Source organism: Rhodococcus spelaei (assembly GCF_006704125.1).
In the GTDB taxonomy this organism is placed as follows: Bacteria; Actinomycetota; Actinomycetes; order Mycobacteriales; family Mycobacteriaceae; genus Rhodococcus_G; species Rhodococcus_G spelaei.
Genome location: NZ_VIGH01000015.1, coordinates 1 through 5323, shown reverse-complemented (window position 1 = coordinate 5323; position 5323 = coordinate 1). Strand labels below are relative to the sequence as shown.

The following is a 5323-nucleotide window of genomic DNA, read 5'->3' as shown; positions in this document are numbered from 1 at the left end:
ATGTTCGGCGGTGTCCTACTCTCCCACACCCTGTCGAGTGCAGTACCATCGGCGCTGGAGGGCTTAGCTTCCGGGTTCGGAATGGGACCGGGCGTTTCCCCTCCGCTATGGCCGCCGTAACTCTATGAAACTGTCACACCATCACATTCCCCCCCGCCCGAACCCGACAGCCGGCACCCATTTCGGGGCACCCACACATCGGTAGGGGGGTAATGGTATCTGTGTGTTGTTTCAGATACCGCACAGTGGACGCGTAGCTTCTTTGTGGTAAGTCCTCGGCCTATTAGTACCAGTCACCTACATCAGTTACCTGACTTCCAGTTCTGGCCTATCAACCCGGTGGTCTGCCGGGGGCCTTACCCCCTCAAGGGGGTGAGAAACCTCATCTTGGAACAGGCTTCCCGCTTAGATGCTTTCAGCGGTTATCCCTTCCGAACGTAGCTAACCAGCAGTGCTCCTGGCGGAACAACTGGCACACCAGAGGTTCGTCCGTCCCGGTCCTCTCGTACTAGGGACAGCCTTCCTCAAGTTTCTAACGCGCGCGGCGGATAGAGACCGAACTGTCTCACGACGTTCTAAACCCAGCTCGCGTGCCGCTTTAATGGGCGAACAGCCCAACCCTTGGGACCTACTCCAGCCCCAGGATGCGACGAGCCGACATCGAGGTGCCAAACCATCCCGTCGATATGGACTCTTGGGGAAGATCAGCCTGTTATCCCCGGGGTACCTTTTATCCGTTGAGCGACACCGCTTCCACTTGCCGGTGCCGGATCACTAGTCCCGACTTTCGTCCCTGCTCGACCTGTCAGTCTCACAGTCAAGCTCCCTTGTGCACTTGCACTCGACACCTGATTGCCAACCAGGCTGAGGGAACCTTTGGGCGCCTCCGTTACATTTTGGGAGGCAACCGCCCCAGTTAAACTACCCACCAGGCACTGTCCCTGAACCAGATCATGGTCCGAGGTTAGATGTCCAATACGATCAGAGTGGTATTTCAACAACGACTCCACGAACACTGGCGTGCCCGCTTCACAGTCTCCCACCTATCCTACACAAACCGAACCGAACACCAATACCAAGCTATAGTGAAGGTCCCGGGGTCTTTTCGTCCTGCCGCGCGTAACGAGCATCTTTACTCGTAATGCAATTTCGCCGAGTCTATGGTTGAGACAGCTGAGAAGTCGTTACGCCATTCGTGCAGGTCGGAACTTACCCGACAAGGAATTTCGCTACCTTAGGATGGTTATAGTTACCACCGCCGTTTACTGGGGCTTAAATTCTCAGCTTCGCCCCGAAGGGCTAACCGGTCCTCTTAACCTTCCAGCACCGGGCAGGCGTCAGTCCGTATACATCGTCTTACGACTTCGCACGGACCTGTGTTTTTAGTAAACAGTCGCTTCTCACTGGTCTCTGCGGCCCCACCCAGCTCAGGAAGCAAGTTCCATCACCAGACGAGGCCCCCCTTCTCCCGAAGTTACGGGGGCATTTTGCCGAGTTCCTTAACCATAGTTATCTCGATCGCCTTAGTATTCTCTACCTGACCACCTGTGTCGGTTTGGGGTACGGGCCGTGTGAAAGCTCGCTAGAGGCTTTTCTCGGCAGCATAGGATCACTGAATTCGCCTCAATCGGCTACGCATCACGTCTCAGGCTGTGTGAGTGGCGGATTTGCCTACCACTCGCCCTACACGCTTACACCAGTATTACCACTGACTGGCTCAGCTACCTTCCTGCGTCACCCCATCGCTTGGCTACTACCAGATCAGGTCCCATGCATCCACATCCAGGGCCCCCGAAGGGGCTTAAGGACGCTTCAGGATGGTTAGTATCACTGATTCACCAGGGGCGCGTTCACACGGGTACGGGAATATCAACCCGTTGTCCATCGACTACGCCTGTCGGCCTCGCCTTAGGTCCCGACTCACCCTGGGCGGATTAACCTGGCCCAGGAACCCTTGGTCATTCGGCGGAAGAGTTTCTCACTCTTCTTTCGCTACTCATGCCTGCATTCTCACTCGTGCAGCCTCCACACCTGGATCACTCCGGCGCTTCCATGGCTGCACGACGCTCCCCTACCCATCCACACCACTGCCGGCACCCCCGCAGGGGAACCGAAATGTATTGTGCGAATGCCGCAGCTTCGGTGGTGTACTTGAGCCCCGCTACATTGTCGGCGCAGGATCACTTGACCAGTGAGCTATTACGCACTCTTTCAAGGGTGGCTGCTTCTAAGCCAACCTCCTGGTTGTCTTCGCGACCCCACATCCTTTTCCACTTAGTACACGCTTAGGGACCTTAGCTGGCGATCTGGGCTGTTTCCCTCTCGACTACGAACCTTATCGCCCGCAGTCTCACTGCCGCGCTCTCACTCACCGGCATTCGGAGTTTGGCTGATTTCGGTAAGCTTGTGGGCCCCCTAGACCATCCAGTAGCTCTACCTCCGGTGAGAAACACGCGACGCTGCACCTAAATGCATTTCGGGGAGAACCAGCTATCACGGAGTTTGATTGGCCTTTCACCCCTACCCACAGCTCATCCCCTCAGTTTTCAACCTAAGTGGGTTCGGGCCTCCACGACGTCTTACCGTCGCTTCACCCTGGCCATGGGTAGATCACTCCGCTTCGGGTCTAGAACATGCGACTGGACCGCCCTATTCGGACTCGCTTTCGCTACGGCTACCCCACACGGGTTAACCTCGCCACATGCCACTAACTCGCAGGCTCATTCTTCAAAAGGCACGCCATCACCCCCAACAGCAAGCTGTTCGAAGGCTCTGACGGATTGTAAGCGCACGGTTTCAGGTACTATTTCACTCCCCTCCCGGGGTACTTTTCACCTTTCCCTCACGGTACTAGTCCGCTATCGGTCACCAGGGAGTATTCAGGCTTATCGGGTGGTCCCGACAGATTCACAGCAGATTTCACGGGCCCGCTGCTACTTGGGTATCAACTACAACAGTCATCGAGTTTTCGTCTACGGGATTCTCACCCTCTACGACAGGCCGTTCCAGACCACTTCGACTAACACGATGATTTCTTACTGTTGGCCAGCTCGGCAGAACTGACAAAGAAGACCCCACAACCCCGCGCACACAACACCTGCCGGCTATCACATGTACACGGTTTAGCCTCTTCCGCTTTCGCTCGCCACTACTCACGGAATCACTGTTGTTTTCTCTTCCTGTGGGTACTGAGATGTTTCACTTCCCCACGTTCCCTCCACACGCCCTATATATTCAGGCGCGGGTAACCACACATCACTGTGGCTGGGTTTCCCCATTCGGACACCCTCGGATCTCAGCTCGTTTGACAGCTCCCCGAGGCTTATCGCAGCCTACTACGTCCTTCATCGGCTCCTGGTGCCAAGGCATCCACCGTACGCTCTTCATTACTTACAACAAAGATGCTCGCGTCCACTGTGCAGTTCTCAAACAACACACAACACCCGAACTCGTGTGGCACCAGCCGGCGAACTCACGTCCACCACGGTATGACCACGTCCAGGTCTTGTCGTCACTTTCCTGTAGAGGAAACACTCGCGTGTTCTCTCAGGACCCAACAGTATGCCGATATATTCACCGCCGGCCGATCGTGTGATCGACCGAGACGCGGAAAAGCTTGTCAGTGTTCCACCCATGAGCTCCTGCCGTTCCACGTGTGGGAACGAAACAGGCTCTGCCAGACACGACGTCGACTGTTCGACACCGTCTGCTGGAGAATGCTCCTTAGAAAGGAGGTGATCCAGCCGCACCTTCCGGTACGGCTACCTTGTTACGACTTCGTCCCAATCGCCGATCCCACCTTCGACGGCTCCCTCCCAAGGGTTAGGCCACCGGCTTCGGGTGTTACCGACTTTCATGACGTGACGGGCGGTGTGTACAAGGCCCGGGAACGTATTCACCGCAGCGTTGCTGATCTGCGATTACTAGCGACTCCGACTTCACGGGGTCGAGTTGCAGACCCCGATCCGAACTGAGACCGGCTTTAAGGGATTCGCTCCACCTCACGGTATCGCAGCCCTCTGTACCGGCCATTGTAGCATGTGTGAAGCCCTGGACATAAGGGGCATGATGACTTGACGTCGTCCCCACCTTCCTCCGAGTTGACCCCGGCAGTCTCCTGCGAGTCCCCACCATTACGTGCTGGCAACACAGGACAAGGGTTGCGCTCGTTGCGGGACTTAACCCAACATCTCACGACACGAGCTGACGACAGCCATGCACCACCTGTATACCGGCCACAAGGGGGGCCGTATCTCTACGGCTTTCCAGTACATGTCAAACCCAGGTAAGGTTCTTCGCGTTGCATCGAATTAATCCACATGCTCCGCCGCTTGTGCGGGCCCCCGTCAATTCCTTTGAGTTTTAGCCTTGCGGCCGTACTCCCCAGGCGGGGCGCTTAATGCGTTAGCTACGGCACGGATCCCGTGGAAGGAAACCCACACCTAGCGCCCACCGTTTACGGCGTGGACTACCAGGGTATCTAATCCTGTTCGCTACCCACGCTTTCGCTCCTCAGCGTCAGTTACTGCCCAGAGACCCGCCTTCGCCACCGGTGTTCCTCCTGATATCTGCGCATTTCACCGCTACACCAGGAATTCCAGTCTCCCCTGCAGTACTCAAGTCTGCCCGTATCGCCTGCAAGCCAGGGGTTGAGCCCCTGGTTTTCACAGACGACGCGACAAACCGCCTACGAGCTCTTTACGCCCAGTAATTCCGGACAACGCTCGCACCCTACGTATTACCGCGGCTGCTGGCACGTAGTTGGCCGGTGCTTCTTCTGCAGGTACCGTCACTTGCGCTTCGTCCCTGCTGAAAGAGGTTTACAACCCGAAGGCCGTCATCCCTCACGCGGCGTCGCTGCATCAGGCTTTCGCCCATTGTGCAATATTCCCCACTGCTGCCTCCCGTAGGAGTCTGGGCCGTGTCTCAGTCCCAGTGTGGCCGGTCACCCTCTCAGGTCGGCTACCCGTCGTCGCCTTGGTAGGCCATTACCCCACCAACAAGCTGATAGGCCGCGGGCCCATCCTGCACCAGTAAACCTTTCCAACCCCCACCATGCAGTGGAGGCTCATATCCGGTATTAGACCCAGTTTCCCAGGCTTATCCCGAAGTGCAGGGCAGATCACCCACGTGTTACTCACCCGTTCGCCGCTCGTGTACCCCGAAGGGCCTTACCGCTCGACTTGCATGTGTTAAGCACGCCGCCAGCGTTCGTCCTGAGCCAGGATCAAACTCTCCGTTGAAGACTCTAGATGACCGGCAAGCCGGCAATCAGTCATAGACATCGAGTCAAATCACTAGCGATCAAAAACTCAAACTAGCT

Annotated in this window: 3 rRNA genes; all 3 read right to left on the bottom strand. The window is 56.7% G+C overall.

The window, feature by feature from the left end:
* Nucleotides 1-2 precede the first annotated feature (2 nt).
* Nucleotides 3-119 (bottom strand): 5S ribosomal RNA (gene rrf / locus FK531_RS22125).
* A 144-nt stretch (nt 120-263) separates the two neighbouring features.
* Nucleotides 264-3396: ribosomal RNA gene (locus FK531_RS22120) — 23S ribosomal RNA — on the bottom strand.
* Nucleotides 3397-3727: 331 nt separating this feature from the next.
* A 16S ribosomal RNA gene (locus tag FK531_RS22115) occupies nt 3728-5243 on the bottom strand.
* Together the 16S, 23S and 5S rRNA genes form the textbook arrangement of a ribosomal RNA operon.
* Nucleotides 5244-5323 lie beyond the last annotated feature (80 nt).